The sequence below is a fragment of the Escherichia sp. 94.0001 genome, assembly GCF_013369155.2.
Lineage (GTDB): Bacteria > Pseudomonadota > Gammaproteobacteria > Enterobacterales > Enterobacteriaceae > Escherichia > Escherichia coli_F.
Map to the genome: position 1 here is coordinate 1 of NZ_JABWMS020000062.1, position 13,798 is coordinate 13,798.

General features: G+C 49.2%; 21 protein-coding genes. 6 read left to right on the top strand and 15 right to left on the bottom strand.

The features are described 5' to 3' along the window. The first annotated feature begins 295 nt into the window (after positions 1 to 295). Positions 296 to 850, top strand: coding sequence for a gamma carbonic anhydrase family protein (locus HEN33_RS19950; protein ID WP_001286209.1), 555 nt, complete (start codon positions 296 to 298; stop codon positions 848 to 850). On the opposite strand, the gene HEN33_RS19955 is transcribed toward HEN33_RS19950, so the two are convergent. The 6 genes from HEN33_RS19955 to dprA are packed head-to-tail and all read right to left on the bottom strand — an operon-like array spanning position 826 to position 4,620. After that, positions 826 to 1,083 carry a DUF1488 family protein gene (locus tag HEN33_RS19955; RefSeq protein ID WP_001070585.1) on the bottom strand — a complete coding sequence of 86 codons (258 nt, stop codon included), beginning with the start codon at positions 1,081 to 1,083 and terminating at the stop codon, positions 826 to 828. The genes HEN33_RS19950 and HEN33_RS19955 overlap by 25 nt on opposite strands. Continuing rightward, complete coding sequence (gene aroE, locus HEN33_RS19960; protein WP_000432883.1) at positions 1,080 to 1,898, bottom strand: shikimate dehydrogenase; 819 nt, start codon at positions 1,896 to 1,898, stop codon at positions 1,080 to 1,082. Before aroE ends, HEN33_RS19955 begins: the two co-directional genes overlap by 4 nt. A gap of 4 nt (positions 1,899 to 1,902) precedes the next feature. Next, positions 1,903 to 2,475: an L-threonylcarbamoyladenylate synthase type 1 TsaC gene (gene tsaC / locus HEN33_RS19965; RefSeq protein WP_001353637.1), complete on the bottom strand. Its 573-nt coding sequence runs from the start codon at positions 2,473 to 2,475 to the stop codon at positions 1,903 to 1,905. A gap of 4 nt (positions 2,476 to 2,479) precedes the next feature. Beyond that, complete coding sequence (locus HEN33_RS19970) at positions 2,480 to 3,022, bottom strand: DNA topoisomerase family protein (protein ID WP_001129718.1); 543 nt, start codon at positions 3,020 to 3,022, stop codon at positions 2,480 to 2,482. 28 nt (positions 3,023 to 3,050) lie between these two features. After that, positions 3,051 to 3,524, bottom strand: a complete 474-nt coding sequence (smg, locus tag HEN33_RS19975; protein ID WP_000460681.1) for a DUF494 family protein Smg — start codon at positions 3,522 to 3,524, stop codon at positions 3,051 to 3,053. Continuing rightward, positions 3,496 to 4,620, bottom strand: a complete 1,125-nt coding sequence (gene dprA, locus HEN33_RS19980) for a DNA-protecting protein DprA (RefSeq protein ID WP_176263345.1) — start codon at positions 4,618 to 4,620, stop codon at positions 3,496 to 3,498. The genes smg and dprA overlap by 29 nt, the downstream gene beginning before the upstream one ends. A gap of 129 nt (positions 4,621 to 4,749) precedes the next feature. Between dprA and def the strand changes: the two genes are divergently transcribed. From def to mscL, 5 genes are all read left to right on the top strand, one after another. Next, positions 4,750 to 5,259: a peptide deformylase gene (gene def / locus HEN33_RS19985; protein WP_000114984.1), complete on the top strand. Its 510-nt coding sequence runs from the start codon at positions 4,750 to 4,752 to the stop codon at positions 5,257 to 5,259. A gap of 14 nt (positions 5,260 to 5,273) precedes the next feature. Beyond that, positions 5,274 to 6,221, top strand: a complete 948-nt coding sequence (gene fmt, locus HEN33_RS19990; RefSeq protein ID WP_000004454.1) for a methionyl-tRNA formyltransferase — start codon at positions 5,274 to 5,276, stop codon at positions 6,219 to 6,221. Between the two features lie 45 nt (positions 6,222 to 6,266). Next, positions 6,267 to 7,556 (top strand): 16S rRNA (cytosine(967)-C(5))-methyltransferase RsmB, encoded by a 1,290-nt coding sequence (gene rsmB / locus HEN33_RS19995; protein ID WP_103254004.1) that lies wholly within the window; start codon positions 6,267 to 6,269, stop codon positions 7,554 to 7,556. 21 nt (positions 7,557 to 7,577) lie between these two features. After that, positions 7,578 to 8,954 carry a Trk system potassium transporter TrkA gene (gene trkA, locus HEN33_RS20000; protein ID WP_000691382.1) on the top strand — a complete coding sequence of 459 codons (1,377 nt, stop codon included), beginning with the start codon at positions 7,578 to 7,580 and terminating at the stop codon, positions 8,952 to 8,954. A 129-nt stretch (positions 8,955 to 9,083) separates the two neighbouring features. Next, on the top strand, positions 9,084 to 9,494 hold the full coding sequence (gene mscL, locus HEN33_RS20005) for a large-conductance mechanosensitive channel protein MscL (RefSeq protein WP_000022442.1): 411 nt from the start codon (positions 9,084 to 9,086) through the stop codon (positions 9,492 to 9,494). Here mscL and arfA read toward each other — a convergent pair. The 9 genes from arfA to rpmJ form a co-directional block, all read right to left on the bottom strand. Then, a complete protein-coding gene (gene arfA, locus HEN33_RS20010; RefSeq protein WP_000092697.1) occupies positions 9,491 to 9,709 on the bottom strand; it encodes an alternative ribosome-rescue factor ArfA in 219 nt (72 codons plus the stop codon). The genes mscL and arfA overlap by 4 nt on opposite strands. A 55-nt stretch (positions 9,710 to 9,764) precedes the next feature. After that, positions 9,765 to 10,190: a Zn(2+)-responsive transcriptional regulator gene (gene zntR, locus HEN33_RS20015; RefSeq protein WP_000285606.1), complete on the bottom strand. Its 426-nt coding sequence runs from the start codon at positions 10,188 to 10,190 to the stop codon at positions 9,765 to 9,767. 10 nt (positions 10,191 to 10,200) lie between these two features. After that, the gene (locus tag HEN33_RS20020; protein ID WP_088542416.1) at positions 10,201 to 10,569 is read right to left on the bottom strand and encodes a DnaJ family domain-containing protein; all 369 of its coding nucleotides are present in this window, start codon (positions 10,567 to 10,569) and stop codon (positions 10,201 to 10,203) included. 106 nt (positions 10,570 to 10,675) lie between these two features. Then, on the bottom strand, positions 10,676 to 11,059 hold the full coding sequence (gene rplQ / locus HEN33_RS20025; protein ID WP_001216368.1) for a 50S ribosomal protein L17: 384 nt from the start codon (positions 11,057 to 11,059) through the stop codon (positions 10,676 to 10,678). A 40-nt stretch (positions 11,060 to 11,099) separates the two neighbouring features. After that, complete coding sequence (locus tag HEN33_RS20030) at positions 11,100 to 12,089, bottom strand: DNA-directed RNA polymerase subunit alpha (RefSeq protein WP_001162094.1); 990 nt, start codon at positions 12,087 to 12,089, stop codon at positions 11,100 to 11,102. A gap of 25 nt (positions 12,090 to 12,114) precedes the next feature. Further along, a complete protein-coding gene (gene rpsD / locus HEN33_RS20035; protein WP_000135224.1) occupies positions 12,115 to 12,735 on the bottom strand; it encodes a 30S ribosomal protein S4 in 621 nt (206 codons plus the stop codon). Positions 12,736 to 12,768: 33 nt separating this feature from the next. Continuing rightward, the gene (gene rpsK / locus HEN33_RS20040; protein ID WP_001029684.1) at positions 12,769 to 13,158 is read right to left on the bottom strand and encodes a 30S ribosomal protein S11; all 390 of its coding nucleotides are present in this window, start codon (positions 13,156 to 13,158) and stop codon (positions 12,769 to 12,771) included. A 16-nt stretch (positions 13,159 to 13,174) separates the two neighbouring features. Beyond that, positions 13,175 to 13,531: a 30S ribosomal protein S13 gene (rpsM, locus tag HEN33_RS20045; RefSeq protein ID WP_000090775.1), complete on the bottom strand. Its 357-nt coding sequence runs from the start codon at positions 13,529 to 13,531 to the stop codon at positions 13,175 to 13,177. Positions 13,532 to 13,677: 146 nt separating this feature from the next. Beyond that, a complete protein-coding gene (rpmJ, locus tag HEN33_RS20050) occupies positions 13,678 to 13,794 on the bottom strand; it encodes a 50S ribosomal protein L36 (RefSeq protein ID WP_000868187.1) in 117 nt (38 codons plus the stop codon). Positions 13,795 to 13,798 lie beyond the last annotated feature (4 nt).

Genomic DNA, 13,798 nt, shown 5'->3' on the forward strand with positions numbered 1-13,798 from the left:
GTGGCGTATATTACGCTTTCCTCTTTCAGAGTCAACCCTGAATTTCAGGATTTTTTCTCTTTGTTGTTACGACCATCTTGTGAAGTGTTTCACGTTGTCGTCTCAACGGAGGCGCATTATAGGGATCCCAATTTTTTGCACAAGTACTTTTTTGATCTTTTTTTCTGTTTGTTGTTTTTTCACCCTTTTTGCTGCATTCGCACACAAAACGGTGCTTTTTTGCATACTAAAAGACTTGCACTAGGCCAATAATGCACCCAAAGTCATTAGGAAATCATTTATTGTTGAGGTGAGTATGTCTGATGTTTTACGCCCATACCGCGATCTTTTTCCACAAATCGGTCAGCGCGTAATGATCGACGATAGTAGTGTAGTGATCGGTGACGTTCGTTTGGCTGATGATGTGGGGATCTGGCCACTCGTTGTGATTCGTGGTGATGTACATTATGTACAGATTGGAGCACGCACCAATATCCAGGATGGCAGTATGTTGCATGTCACCCATAAGTCCTCATACAACCCAGATGGCAACCCATTAACCATTGGCGAAGATGTCACTGTTGGTCATAAGGTGATGCTCCACGGCTGTACCATTGGCAATCGAGTGTTGGTTGGGATGGCATCAATTTTACTTGATGGCGCAATAGTAGAAGATGATGTGATGATTGGTGCGGGTAGCCTGGTCCCACAAAATAAACGGCTGGAGAGCGGATATCTGTATCTCGGTAGCCCCGTCAAACAGATCCGCCCGTTAAGTGATGAAGAGAAGGCCGGGTTACGCTATTCCGCGAATAACTACGTGAAATGGAAGGACGAGTATCTGGATCAGGGTAACCAAACCCAACCTTGATCATCTTCGCTTTGATCCTGAATCAAGCTTTCTGCTTCTTCTTCCAGGTCCCAGCGATGCTGACGAAAACTCGCTAACCACTGTTCTGGCGTATCTCCTGCAAAGCGGTTCGCCAGACTCTCTCCAGTAATAGCGCAAGTGAGCTGCATACCATTTACAAGAGCGGGAAAACAAACGCATTTTTTACTCTCGTTCCACTCTTCCCTGTCCGGAAACTGGATGGCCTGATTCACGCGGACAACTCCTCCTGCAATTGCTTTATAACTGGTTCTATGTCAGGCAGAACACCGTGCCAGAGAAGAAAGGCATGAGCCGCCTGTGCCACCAGCATCCCCAATCCATCCGCATTACGCTTTGAACCTCGCAGCTCACACCATGCCAGAAAAGGTGTTTTTCCTTTCTGATAGAACATGTCATAGCAACACATGCCTGAATGAATGAGCGATGCCGGGATCGCGGGAATATCACCACTGATGCCACTGGATGTTGCATTAATAATGAGATCGAACTCATGCCCCTCCAGTTCGTCCATACCCAACGCCTGAATACTGCCCGTGTGCGCAAACAATTTAGCCAACTCTTCCGCGCGGGATACCGTCCGATTAGTGATTGTCACCGCGCAGTCCAGAGAAAGGAGTGGAAGTAATACACCACGAGACGCCCCACCAGCGCCGATGAGTAGAATACGTAAACCTGGGCGGATAAAAGACAGACGTTCCAGATCGCTTAACAAGCCTACGCCATCGGTATTGTCACCCAGCAGGCGTCCATCTTCTAACCGCTTGAGGGTATTAACAGCACCAGCCAACGCTGCCCGTTCAGTAAGTTCATCAGCTCTGGCAAAGGCCTCTTCTTTAAAAGGCACCGTCACATTCGCGCCTTTACCACCAGCACTAAAGAAAGCGTTCAGTGTGTTAATGAAATCATTGATAGGTGCCAGCACGCGCCCATAGGGATGTTCAATATTCAATTGCTGAGCAAATTGCTGATGAATGAATGGCGATTTGCTGTGGGCTATTGGATTACCAAAAACAGCATAGTTTTCCATTATGTTACCCCTGTCGAAACAGTTCACCCGTCAGGGCATCGCGGATTTCTGAAGGATTTAAACGCCCTCCCGTTTCACCAGGCACAACCGGGAACGCTGCGCCAAATTGTGCGCGAACTTCGTCTACTGTTCGACAAGGCGGCAATCCACTCAAGTTGGCACTGGTAGAAACCAGCGGTTTACCATAAGCCTGGCACAAAGCAACCACCAACGGATGGTCGGTGACTCGTACAGCAAGCGAATCAAAGCGGCCTGTCAACCAGCGCGGTGTTGTCGCAGGCGCGGGAAAGACAAAGGTGACGGGACCTGGCCAGCGAGAAAAAATGGTTTCACGCTGCGCATCAGTCAGCATGCAGTCATCAATATAGGGTTTAAGCTGCTCGTAATTTGCCGCGATTAAAATCAGCCCCTTATCAACCGGACGCTGTTTTAGTTCCAACAGTCTCATCACTGCTGTTTCGCTATCAGGATCGCACCCGACACCGAAAACGGCTTCCGTGGGATAGGCGATGACACGTTCTTCATTGAGGACATCTATCGCAGCTGCGATAGCGTCTCCTTGCAGGTTATTATTCACGTTATTATTCCGCCGAAACCGGCTTTCCACATTGTTTACTGGCACAAAAGTGTTTTACACCCTGCGCGGTTTTCTTTTCGATGAGTAGCGGATAATGACACTCAGGGCATTCTCCGGCTATAGGTTTGAAGTTAATGGCAAATTGACACTCCGGGTAGCGATCACAGGAATGAAATGTTTTGCCATAACGGGAGCGGCGCTGGACCAGATGGCCCGTCCGACATTGGGGACATGTAATTGCTGTTTCGTCCGGTTTATCGATAAGTTCGGTATGTTCGCATTCAGGATAGTTACTGCAACCAACAAACATACCAAAGCGCCCCTGGCGTAAGACCAGATTTGCGCCGCATGCAGGGCAAATCTGTCCCTCCAGAACTTTGACGATATGTCCATCCGCTGAAGATTTCAGAGGACGGACGTAGTCACACGCCGGATACTGTGAGCATCCAAGAAACGGACCGTGTTTCCCGGATCGAATAACCAGTTCAGCCCCGCACTTTGGGCAGGACTCATTATTACGCACCGTGAACAGTGCTGATTTCGCCATAACAACTTATGCTGAATTAAAGAAATGATTAATGCAGCATACCTTCATTCACTTCAAAGAGTAATTCTTCCATTTGCTGGTACGCATTTTCGCAGCCCGGAATATTGAACAACACCATCAGGATTACCCATTTCAGGTCTTCCAGGTCGAACTCTGCGGTATCCAGCGCGAGCACTCGCTCTATCACCATTTCACGGGTTTCAAGGTTAAGCACCTGAATTTGCTCAAGGAAAAGCAGAAAACCACGACAGCTGGCATCCAGTCTTTCACACTCTTCAGGGGTATAAATACGCATGGAGAGAGGATCAGAGGCAAGTTGCATCGGTTCTGCCAACCCTTCCTGATAATCCGCAAGCTTTTCCAGCCATAGCAAGGCATTGTAGATATCTTCTCGCTCAAAACCTGCGTCGGTAAGATCCTGTTCAAGTTTGTCTTGATCCACACGCAACTCAGCTTCAGTGTGAATATAGGTTTCAAACAAATACATTAGTACGTCGAACATGGCATGCCCTCCTCAATCGGACATAGCCGCCGGGTACAGCTGCGATCCATCCTGCTAACTCCAGTTCAAGTAGTTGAGTAACTACCTCTGGCACAGGTTGGCCGGCACGTTCAGCGACGACGTCAACAGGTGTTACCTCATCTCCTACGTTAGCCAGGAGCTCAGGAAATGGCAATGCCACGTCTTCCTGATCTGATGAATAAAATGATTTTTCAGGGGCATCTGGCAACCAGTGCAATCCATATTGCAAATTTTCCAGAATTTCTTCCGGTTCCGTCACAAGAATAGCACCCTGCTTAATAAGCCAGTGGGGGCCTTCACTTCCGGGACTCCCTAATGGACCGGGCAAAGCAAAAACTTCACGCCCCTGCTCAAGTGCACAACGCGCTGTCACCAGAGAACCACTGCGCAAAGCCGCTTCCACCACTAGTACACCTTTACTTAGACCACTGATAATGCGATTTCTTCGCGGGAAATTGTAAGCAAGAGGAGGGGTATCGAGGGGAAATTCAGAGACGAGAGCACCACCATGTTCAAGCAGACTGGTAGCCAGTCGGGCATGGTGACGCGGATGAATGGTATTAAGTCCATTCCCCAATACAGCAATGCTGACGCCATTCACCTGCAAGGCCGCTTTATGCGCCACACCATCGATTCCTCGCGCCAGTCCACTCGTAATTGTCACTCCACGCGTCGCCAGAGTTTCGCAAAATAATCGTCCCCAGCGTTCGCCATACCATGAATACGCCCGACTCCCCACTACAGCAAGCTGAAATGAATGCAATGCGCGCAGTTCTCCAGCAACAAACAGCGCACCGGGGTAATCTGCTGTCGCCAGAAGTTGGGAAGGATAAAATTCACTATCCGCTGAGATTAAATGATGGTTTGGTTGATTCAACCAACAAAGTGAGCTCTCAATACTCTTTGGCGGAAATGAAAGAAAGCGTTGTGCCTGCCGCAATGTAAGCCCTGTTTGCTGCAATACAACCGCATCAATATGCGACTGTTTTGCCAGCCAGTGAGCTATACGGACCATATCATCGCCGTACAAGCTGCTGACGCTCATTAAACGCAGCCAAATTTCTGTATCGACCATCCTTATCTCCCTGCCATAAGCAGCCTTAGCAATCTTTGCGATTGGTCAGTGATGCTGTCAATCAGAGGGGGATTTGTCTAGAATAGAAGAAATAATCTTTCTAACTCCTGAACACATCTCTGGAGATTTATGTCAGTTTTGCAAGTGTTACATATTCCGGACGAGCGGCTTCGCAAAGTTGCTAAACCGGTAGAAGAAGTGAATGCAGAAATTCAGCGTATCGTCGATGATATGTTCGAGACGATGTACGCAGAAGAAGGTATTGGCCTGGCGGCAACCCAGGTTGATATCCATCAACGTATCATTGTTATCGATGTTTCGGAAAACCGTGACGAACGGCTGGTGTTAATCAATCCGGAGCTTTTAGAAAAAAGCGGCGAAACAGGCATTGAAGAAGGTTGCCTGTCGATCCCTGAACAACGTGCTTTAGTGCCACGCGCAGAGAAAGTTAAAATTCGCGCCCTGGACCGCGACGGTAAACCATTTGAACTGGAAGCAGACGGTCTGTTAGCCATCTGTATTCAGCATGAGATGGATCACCTGGTCGGCAAACTGTTTATGGATTATCTGTCACCGCTGAAACAACAACGTATTCGTCAGAAAGTTGAAAAACTGGATCGTCTGAAAGCCCGGGCTTAAGGATAAGAATTAACGTGTCAGAATCACTACGTATTATTTTTGCGGGTACACCTGACTTTGCAGCGCGTCATCTCGACGCGCTGTTGTCTTCTGGTCATAACGTCGTTGGCGTGTTCACCCAGCCAGACCGACCGGCAGGACGCGGTAAAAAACTGATGCCCAGCCCGGTTAAAGTTCTGGCTGAGGAAAAAGGTCTGCCCGTTTTTCAACCTGTTTCCCTGCGTCCACAAGAAAACCAGCAACTGGTCGCCGACCTGCAGGCTGATGTTATGGTCGTCGTCGCCTATGGTTTAATTCTGCCGAAAGCTGTGCTGGAGATGCCGCGTCTTGGCTGTATCAACGTTCATGGTTCACTGCTGCCACGCTGGCGCGGTGCTGCACCAATCCAACGCTCACTATGGGCGGGTGATGCAGAAACTGGTGTGACCATTATGCAAATGGATGTTGGTTTAGACACCGGTGACATGCTCTATAAGCTCTCCTGCCCGATTACTGCAGAAGATACCAGTGGTACGCTGTACGACAAGCTGGCAGAGCTTGGCCCACAAGGGCTTATCACCACATTGAAACAACTGGCAGACGGCACGGCGAAACCAGAAGTTCAGGACGAAACTCTTGTCACTTACGCCGAAAAGTTGAGTAAAGAAGAAGCGCGTATTGACTGGTCGCTTTCGGCAGCGCAGCTTGAACGCTGCATTCGCGCTTTTAATCCGTGGCCGATGAGCTGGCTGGAAATTGAAGGACAGCCGGTTAAAGTCTGGAAAGCATCGGTCATTGATACGGCAACCAACGCTGCCCCAGGAACGATCCTTGAAGCCAACAAACAAGGCATTCAGGTTGCGACGGGTGATGGCATCCTGAACCTGCTCTCGTTACAACCTGCGGGTAAGAAAGCAATGAGCGCGCAAGACCTCCTGAATTCTCGTCGGGAATGGTTTGTTCCGGGCAACCGTCTGGTCTGATAGTCCACTCTTCTAAGCCCGGTCTTGCCGGGCATTTTTATACTTATGAAAAAACAACGTAATTTACGTAGCATGGCGGCACAGGCCGTTGAACAAGTCGTCGAGCAAGGGCAATCATTAAGCAACATTCTGCCACCGCTCCAGCAAAAAGTTTCCGATAAAGACAAAGCACTTCTTCAAGAATTGTGCTTTGGCGTACTGCGTACGCTTTCACAGTTAGACTGGCTGATTAATAAGTTAATGGCCCGTCCGATGACCGGCAAACAGCGCACTGTGCATTACCTGATTATGGTTGGTTTGTATCAACTGCTTTATACCCGCATTCCACCTCATGCTGCGCTGGCTGAAACGGTTGAAGGTGCTGTCGCAATTAAGCGTCCGCAACTTAAAGGGTTGATTAACGGCGTATTACGCCAGTTCCAGCGTCAGCAAGAAGAGTTATTAGCCGAGTTTAATGCCAGTGATGCACGTTATCTGCATCCTTCCTGGTTGCTGAAGCGTCTGCAAAAAGCGTATCCAGAGCAATGGCAATCCATCATTGAAGCCAATAACCAGCGTCCGCCAATGTGGCTGCGCGTTAATCGTACGCATCATTCCCGCGACAGCTGGCTTGCATTGCTGGATGAAGCAGGAATGAAAGGTTTCCCGCATGCGGATTACCCTGATGCTGTACGGCTGGAAACACCTGCACCTGTTCATGTGCTACCAGGTTTTGAAGAAGGATGGGTTACCGTTCAGGATGCATCAGCACAAGGTTGCATGGCCTGGCTTGCGCCACAAAACGGTGAACACATTCTGGATCTTTGCGCTGCCCCCGGCGGTAAAACAACGCATATCCTTGAGGTGGCACCAGAAGCGCAGGTTGTTGCGGTTGATATTGACGAACAGCGCCTCTCTCGCGTTTACGACAATTTAAAACGCCTTGGTATGAAGGCGACCGTGAAACAAGGTGATGGCCGCTACCCTTCCCAATGGTGTGGCGAGCAACAGTTTGATCGCATTTTATTAGATGCGCCTTGTTCAGCAACCGGTGTGATTCGTCGCCATCCGGATATTAAATGGTTACGCCGCGATCGCGATATCCCTGAACTCGCGCAGTTGCAGTCTGAAATTCTCGACGCCATCTGGCCGCATTTAAAATCCGGTGGAACCCTGGTCTATGCCACCTGTTCAGTGTTACCGGAAGAGAATAGCCAACAAATTAAAGCCTTTCTGCAACGCACAGAAGATGCAATGCTTTGCGAAACCGGAACACCAGAACAACCAGGTAAGCAAAATCTGCCTGGTGCCGAAGAGGGCGACGGCTTCTTTTACGCTAAGCTAATCAAAAAGTGATGAGATAACGGGTCGCGACTGATGAAAATTATCATTCTGGGTGCCGGCCAGGTTGGCGGCACACTGGCGGAAAACCTGGTTGGCGAGAACAACGATATTACTGTTGTCGATACCAACGGTGAGCGTCTGCGGACCTTGCAGGATAAATTTGACCTGCGAGTCGTGCAGGGGCATGGCTCTCATCCACGCGTATTGCGGGAGGCAGGTGCCGACGACGCCGATATGCTGGTTGCTGTAACCAGTTCAGATGAAACCAATATGGTTGCCTGCCAGGTAGCCTACTCACTTTTCAACACCCCTAATCGCATCGCTCGTATCCGCTCACCAGACTACGTGCGCGATGCCGATAAGCTATTTCATTCAGATGCTGTACCGATTGATCATCTGATCGCACCAGAGCAGCTGGTTATCGATAATATTTACCGACTGATTGAGTATCCCGGCGCGCTGCAGGTGGTGAACTTCGCTGAGGGTAAAGTCAGCCTGGCTGTGGTTAAAGCCTATTATGGCGGCCCACTGATTGGTAATGCACTTTCGACCATGCGCGAACATATGCCGCATATCGATACTCGTGTGGCAGCCATTTTCCGCCACGATCGCCCTATTCGTCCGCAAGGTTCGACCATTGTTGAAGCTGGTGATGAAGTGTTCTTTATTGCCGCTTCACAGCATATCCGCGCGGTGATGAGTGAATTGCAACGTCTGGAAAAACCGTATAAGCGGATCATGCTGGTTGGCGGCGGTAATATCGGTGCAGGGCTGGCGCGTCGTCTGGAAAAAGATTACAGCGTTAAACTCATCGAACGTAATCAGCAGCGCGCTGCCGAACTGGCGGAAAAGTTGCAGAATACGATCGTCTTTTTTGGTGATGCGTCGGATCAAGAACTGCTAGCCGAAGAACATATCGATCAAGTTGATCTGTTTATTGCCGTCACCAACGATGACGAAGCCAATATCATGTCCGCCATGCTTGCCAAACGTATGGGTGCGAAAAAGGTGATGGTATTGATCCAGCGTCGCGCTTATGTGGATCTGGTTCAGGGGAGCGTGATCGATATTGCGATTTCACCACAACAAGCAACTATTTCTGCGTTGCTTAGTCACGTGCGAAAAGCCGATATTGTTGGTGTTTCCTCATTGCGCCGCGGTGTTGCAGAAGCTATTGAAGCTGTTGCTCACGGTGATGAAAGCACCTCACGCGTTGTGGGCAGAGTCATTGATGAAATCAAGCTACCACCAGGAACGATTATTGGTGCTGTAGTACGCGGCAATGATGTGATGATTGCCAATGACAATCTGCGTATTGAGCAAGGCGATCATGTAATTATGTTCCTGACGGACAAAAAGTTTATTACCGACGTCGAACGTCTCTTCCAGCCAAGTCCTTTCTTCTTGTAATTAATAAGGCGTCTTCTGGCGCCTTATTATTTCCCTTTTCTTTTCAAGGATTAATTAAATTCATACCCGGCAGGAAAATAGCTTAACATTTGTTAGACTTATGATTGTCGGCTTTATAGGGAGAATAACATGAGCATTATTAAAGAATTTCGCGAATTTGCAATGCGCGGAAATGTGGTGGATTTGGCAGTGGGTGTCATTATCGGTGCGGCCTTCGGTAAGATTGTCTCTTCACTGGTTGCCGATATCATCATGCCGCCGCTGGGTTTATTAATTGGTGGGATCGACTTTAAACAGTTTGCTGTCACGCTACGCGATGCGCAAGGGGATATCCCAGCAGTCGTTATGCATTACGGTGTCTTCATTCAAAACGTCTTTGATTTTCTGATTGTGGCCTTTGCCATCTTTATGGCGATTAAGCTAATCAATAAACTGAATCGGAAAAAAGAAGAACCAGCAGCTGCACCTGCACCAACTAAAGAAGAAGTATTACTGACCGAGATCCGTGATTTGCTGAAAGAGCAGAATAACCGCTCTTAAAAAGCCCCTGAAAGCAGAAGGCCAGTGGTAAAAAAGTGATTTACTTTCTTGCCACTGGCCTCCCAGTTTCCCCGATTGCCATGTTTTCCTTTTCGCATGTAACTACCTTTCCCCTTCTTATTTTTCTCTACACGCTGTCGGAATAAAGGATCATGTAGTAATGCTTCTATCGCATTATCCTTTATCTGCCCTTTAGTATGCTGATATCGGCTCATAAAAACTCCAATTGGTTATTTAACGGCGCGAGTGTAATCCTGCCAGTGTAAAAAATCAACAGTCACTCTTAACGCCACTCGCCCCTTGTTCAAGAGCTTCAAGAATCGAGCAATAAACACTGCTATGGGCGGTCCCACAACAGGCATCGTTAAGGCGTTGGAGGGAACGCTGCATACTCTGCAACTCGGCTATCCGTGCTTCGACTTCCTGCAATCTTTCCTGCACAATGCCTTTTGACTCCTGACAGGTATGGTGTTCAGGATCGATACGGATCGACAGCAACTCGCGGATCGACTCCAGACTGAAACCAAGTTGTCTGGCATGGCGGATAAATTTCAATCGCTGGAGATCGCTTTCAGTATACAGGCGAAACCCACCTTCGGTGCGTACTTCATGCTCCATCATCTGCTGCTTTTCGTAATAACGAATCGTGTCGGGTGTTACTTCCGCCATTTTTGCCAGCTCACCAATGCGATACATACATACTCCACTAGTTATCGTTGATTTTGTCCAACAACTTGTCAGCATAATCGCCGCGTAAAAAATCGGTACTCAATCCAGCTTGTCGCAGCTTCAATTCCAGTAATGACAATCGACGACTAACCTCTTGATATTGCGGATCATCATGACGGATACCTTTGAGGATATCCAGAAGCTGTATTGCTTCCCTCCGTTGCTCAAGTTCTGGCGGTAAGCAACCGGCATTCTTCAGCAAGCGATACCCCGCACGTAATTCTGGTGGCACGTGGGAATCATCATCCAGGATTAATGGTTCGCCGCTACCAGGTAGGTTATCAAACTCACCTTTCGCTTGCGCTTCTGCTATATGGCGCTCTGCCCACTGGTCAAGTAACCACATAAATACTCCAGGGGATGAACAAAAAGAGTACAGCTATTGTAGATAAGTGGGGATACTACGGGTATAAAAAAACCCGCCGGGGCGGGTTTTTTTACGTTGCTTCAGATTACTCTGCAGCAGCTTCTGCTTTCTCTGAACGATCAACCAGCTCGATGTAAGCCATCGGCGCGTTGTCGCCTGCACGGAAGCCACACTTCAGAATACGAGTGTAACCACCGGCACGGCTCGCGAAACGCGGGCCCAGTTCGTTAAACAGTTTTGCCACGATCTCGTTATCACGAGTACGGGCGAATGCCAGACGACGATTAGCAACGCTATCAGTCTTGGCAAGAGTAATCAGCGGCTCAACTACGCGGCGCAGCTCTTTCGCTTTAGGCAGAGTCGTCTTGATGATTTCATGACGAACCAGTGAACCTGCCATATTGCGGAACATAGCCTGGCGATGGCTGCTGTTGCGGTTCAGTTGACGACCACTCTTACGATGGCGCATGACCTTATCCTTCTCAGTAAAACCTTAACCTGTGATCCGGTTACTCGTCAGCGATGCTTGCCGGTGGCCAGTTTTCCAGGCGCATGCCCAGAGACAGTCCACGGGAAGCCAGCACGTCTTTAATCTCAGTAAGAGATTTTTTACCAAGGTTAGGCGTTTTAAGGAGCTCAACCTCGGTACGCTGTACCAGATCACCGATATAGTGGATAGCTTCTGCTTTAAGGCAGTTAGCAGAGCGGACAGTCAATTCCAGATCGTCAACAGGGCGCAGCAGGATCGGATCGAACTCTGGTTTCTCTTCTTTCACTTCAGGCTGACGTACATCACGTAAGTCAACGAAAGCTTCCAGTTGTTCAGCCAGAATGGTTGCCGCACGACGAATCGCCTCTTCAGGATCGATTGTGCCGTTGGTTTCCATTTCGATGACCAGCTTGTCCAGGTCGGTACGCTGTTCTACACGCGCTGCTTCAACATTGTAGGCAATACGCTCCACAGGGCTGTAGCATGCGTCGACCAGCAGACGGCCGATTGGGCGCTCATCTTCTTCCGAATGAATTCGGGTAGAAGCCGGCACATAACCACGACCGCGCTGAACTTTGATACGCATGCTAATAGACGCGTTCTCATCGGTCAGGTGGCAGATCACGTGCTGCGGCTTGACGATTTCGACATCACCGTCGTGGGTGATATCGGCTGCAGTCACAGGGCCAATGCCAGATTTATTCAAGGTAAGAATAACTTCATCTTTGCCCTGAACTCTCACCGCCAGCCCTTTCAGGTTGAGCAGGATTTCCAGGATATCTTCCTGAACGCCTTCTTTGGTGCTGTACTCATGTAGTACACCATCAATCTCAACCTCGGTCACCGCGCAACCCGGCATCGATGAGAGCAGAATACGGCGCAGTGCGTTACCCAGAGTATGGCCAAAGCCACGCTCTAAAGGCTCAAGGGTCACCTTGGCGTGCGTCGAACTCACTTGCTCGATATCAACCAGGCGCGGTTTTAGAAACTCTGTCACAGAACCCTGCATTGTGTCCTCTCTTTGGTACTAAGCTTTACTTGGAGTAAAGCTCGACGATCAGGTGTTCGTTAATGTCCGCAGACAGATCAGAACGCTCCGGCTTACGCTTAAACGTACCTTCCATCTTGCCAGCATCAACTTCCAGCCAGGTTGGCTTTTCACGCTGCTCAGCCAGCTCCAGAGCGGCTTTCACGCGAGACTGCTTCTTCGCTTTCTCACGAATGCTTACAACGTCATTCGGACTAACCTGATAAGAAGCGATGTTAACAACACGACCGTTTACCATAATTGCTTTATGGCTAACCAGCTGACGTGCTTCTGCACGAGTGGCACCGAAGCCCATACGGTATACAACGTTGTCCAGACGACCTTCCAGCAGAGCCAACAGGTTTTCACCGGTGTTGCCTTTCAGACGTGCTGCTTCTTTGTAGTAGTTACGGAACTGACGCTCCAGCACACCATAGATACGGCGAACTTTTTGCTTTTCACGCAACTGCACACCATAGTCAGACAGACGCGGTTTACGCGCACCGTGCTGGCCAGGAGCTTGTTCAATTTTACACTTGGTATCGATCGCGCGAACGCCAGACTTAAGGAATAAGTCGGTGCCCTCACGACGGCTCAGCTTGAGCTTAGGACCCAAATATCTTGCCATTTTCTTTCTCCAACAAACCTGGAAAACGAGGCGTTATACGCGACGTTTTTTCGGCGGACGACAACCGTTATGAGGGATCGGAGTCACATCAGTAATGTTAGTGATGCGGAAACCTGCGGCGTTCAGAGCACGAATAGTAGATTCGCGGCCTGGACCCGGACCTTTAACCATAACTTCCAGATTCTTGATGCCGTATTCTTTCACGGCGTCAGCGCAACGCTCTGCTGCAACCTGAGCTGCAAACGGAGTGGATTTGCGAGAACCACGGAAACCGGAACCACCGGCTGTTGCCCAACCCAACGCGTTACCCTGACGATCAGTGATAGTCACGATGGTGTTGTTGAAAGAAGCATGGATATGAGCCACGCCGTCAGAGACTTGTTTTCTTACACGTTTACGTGCACGAATTGGTGCCTTTGCCATTATTCAATCACCCCGATTATTTCTTGATCGGTTTGCGCGGACCCTTACGGGTACGTGCGTTGGTCTTGGTACGCTGACCGCGAACCGGGAGACCACGACGATGACGCAAACCGCGATAGCAACCAAGATCCATCAGGCGCTTGATGCTCATGCTGATTTCACGGCGCAGATCACCTTCAACGACAAATTTGGCAACTTCGTCACGCAGCGTGTCGATTTGTCCTTCAGACAGCTCACTGATCTTAACATCTTCAGCGATACCCGCTGCAGCCAGGATGGCTTTAGAACGGGTCTTGCCGACGCCATAAATCGAAGTTAATGCGATTACGGCATGCTTATGATCAGGAATGTTAATGCCTGCTATACGGGCCACTATGCACTCCTACTATTTAATATGTACGTTCCATGCTGAAAAGCCCGTTTTCAGGATACTCAAATGGAAACGCACAGACATACAAAAGATTGGCTGGCTAATCTAGCCAGCTCAACCCAACTTTGCAAGAAAAATATGCGAAAAAATCAGCCTTGGCGCTGTTTATGCTTCGGCTCGGCACTGCAAATCACACGGATGACACCATCACGCTTAACGATTTTGCAGTTACGGCATAATTTCTTGACGGAAGCACGAACTTTCATTTTT

Excerpts from the sequence above, each read along its gene's own strand:
- arfA (WP_000092697.1), bottom strand. The coding sequence starts at position 9,709 with ATGAGCCGATATCAGCATACTAAAGGGCAGATAAAGGATAATGCGATA.
- rpsK (WP_001029684.1), bottom strand. The coding sequence starts at position 13,158 with ATGGCAAAGGCACCAATTCGTGCACGTAAACGTGTAAGAAAACAAGTC.
- trkA (WP_000691382.1), top strand. The coding sequence starts at position 7,578 with ATGAAAATTATCATTCTGGGTGCCGGCCAGGTTGGCGGCACACTGGCG.
- rplQ (WP_001216368.1), bottom strand. The coding sequence starts at position 11,059 with ATGCGCCATCGTAAGAGTGGTCGTCAACTGAACCGCAACAGCAGCCAT.
- HEN33_RS20030 (WP_001162094.1), bottom strand. The coding sequence starts at position 12,089 with ATGCAGGGTTCTGTGACAGAGTTTCTAAAACCGCGCCTGGTTGATATC.
- aroE (WP_000432883.1), bottom strand. The coding sequence starts at position 1,898 with ATGGAAAACTATGCTGTTTTTGGTAATCCAATAGCCCACAGCAAATCG.
- HEN33_RS19970 (WP_001129718.1), bottom strand. The coding sequence starts at position 3,022 with ATGGCGAAATCAGCACTGTTCACGGTGCGTAATAATGAGTCCTGCCCA.
- rpmJ (WP_000868187.1), bottom strand. The coding sequence starts at position 13,794 with ATGAAAGTTCGTGCTTCCGTCAAGAAATTATGCCGTAACTGCAAAATC.
- mscL (WP_000022442.1), top strand. The coding sequence starts at position 9,084 with ATGAGCATTATTAAAGAATTTCGCGAATTTGCAATGCGCGGAAATGTG.
- zntR (WP_000285606.1), bottom strand. The coding sequence starts at position 10,190 with ATGTATCGCATTGGTGAGCTGGCAAAAATGGCGGAAGTAACACCCGAC.
- HEN33_RS20020 (WP_088542416.1), bottom strand. The coding sequence starts at position 10,569 with ATGTGGTTACTTGACCAGTGGGCAGAGCGCCATATAGCAGAAGCGCAA.
- smg (WP_000460681.1), bottom strand. The coding sequence starts at position 3,524 with ATGTTCGACGTACTAATGTATTTGTTTGAAACCTATATTCACACTGAA.
- def (WP_000114984.1), top strand. The coding sequence starts at position 4,750 with ATGTCAGTTTTGCAAGTGTTACATATTCCGGACGAGCGGCTTCGCAAA.
- rpsD (WP_000135224.1), bottom strand. The coding sequence starts at position 12,735 with ATGGCAAGATATTTGGGTCCTAAGCTCAAGCTGAGCCGTCGTGAGGGC.
- HEN33_RS19950 (WP_001286209.1), top strand. The coding sequence starts at position 296 with ATGTCTGATGTTTTACGCCCATACCGCGATCTTTTTCCACAAATCGGT.
- dprA (WP_176263345.1), bottom strand. The coding sequence starts at position 4,620 with ATGGTCGATACAGAAATTTGGCTGCGTTTAATGAGCGTCAGCAGCTTG.
- rsmB (WP_103254004.1), top strand. The coding sequence starts at position 6,267 with ATGAAAAAACAACGTAATTTACGTAGCATGGCGGCACAGGCCGTTGAA.